Origin of the sequence: Arcobacter vandammei, from assembly GCF_016106035.1 — a bacterium.
In the GTDB taxonomy this organism is placed as follows: Bacteria; Campylobacterota; Campylobacteria; order Campylobacterales; family Arcobacteraceae; genus Aliarcobacter; species Aliarcobacter vandammei.
Window position 1 is genome coordinate 1 of the sequence record NZ_JADKPZ010000056.1, and the last position, 576, is coordinate 576.

The following is a 576-nucleotide window of genomic DNA, read 5'->3' on the forward strand; positions in this document are numbered from 1 at the left end:
ATAACTATCTTTCGTTTCTCTGATAATTCTCTTGGTGTTAATTTTCTAGCATCTATTTTTTCCATAAAACATTATACTATAATTAAGATTATTTATCGGTGAAGTAATAATTTAGTTTTAAACATATAATCATTTTCAACATTCTTTGTTTCTGCTTTTAAAATATATAAATCATCTTCACTATTTGGATTATCTTTTTCTATTCTAAGATTTGTAATTAATTTTATAATATCCATCTCATTTACTATTGGTGCAACAACTCCTCTATAATCAGAGTTAGTATCTATTAGCTTTGAATTTATAAATATACCTTTAGGATTTACTACTATATTATTACCACTACTTAAGTTTACTTCTTTATTTGATACTATTTCAATAGTTTTTGCTTCTATTTTTATTGTATTTGCTTTTGTGTGGAAATTCTCTTTTACATCAATTCTAAAATCTTTATCTATTTGTTTAAAGAGATTTTGAAGGTATTTTAGTTTTACATCTTTTTCTACATAAGTAATCTTATTACCTTTTACTCTTTGTATAAAATCCTTTTCTATTAGTTGTTTTATTGTGTTTTTTACT

General features: G+C 22.4%; 1 pseudogene. It reads right to left on the reverse strand.

What is annotated here, in order from left to right:
* Positions 1–92: 92 nt before the first annotated feature.
* A pseudogene (locus IQC44_RS11470) lies at positions 93–576 on the reverse strand (type VI secretion system Vgr family protein); the annotation flags it as partial.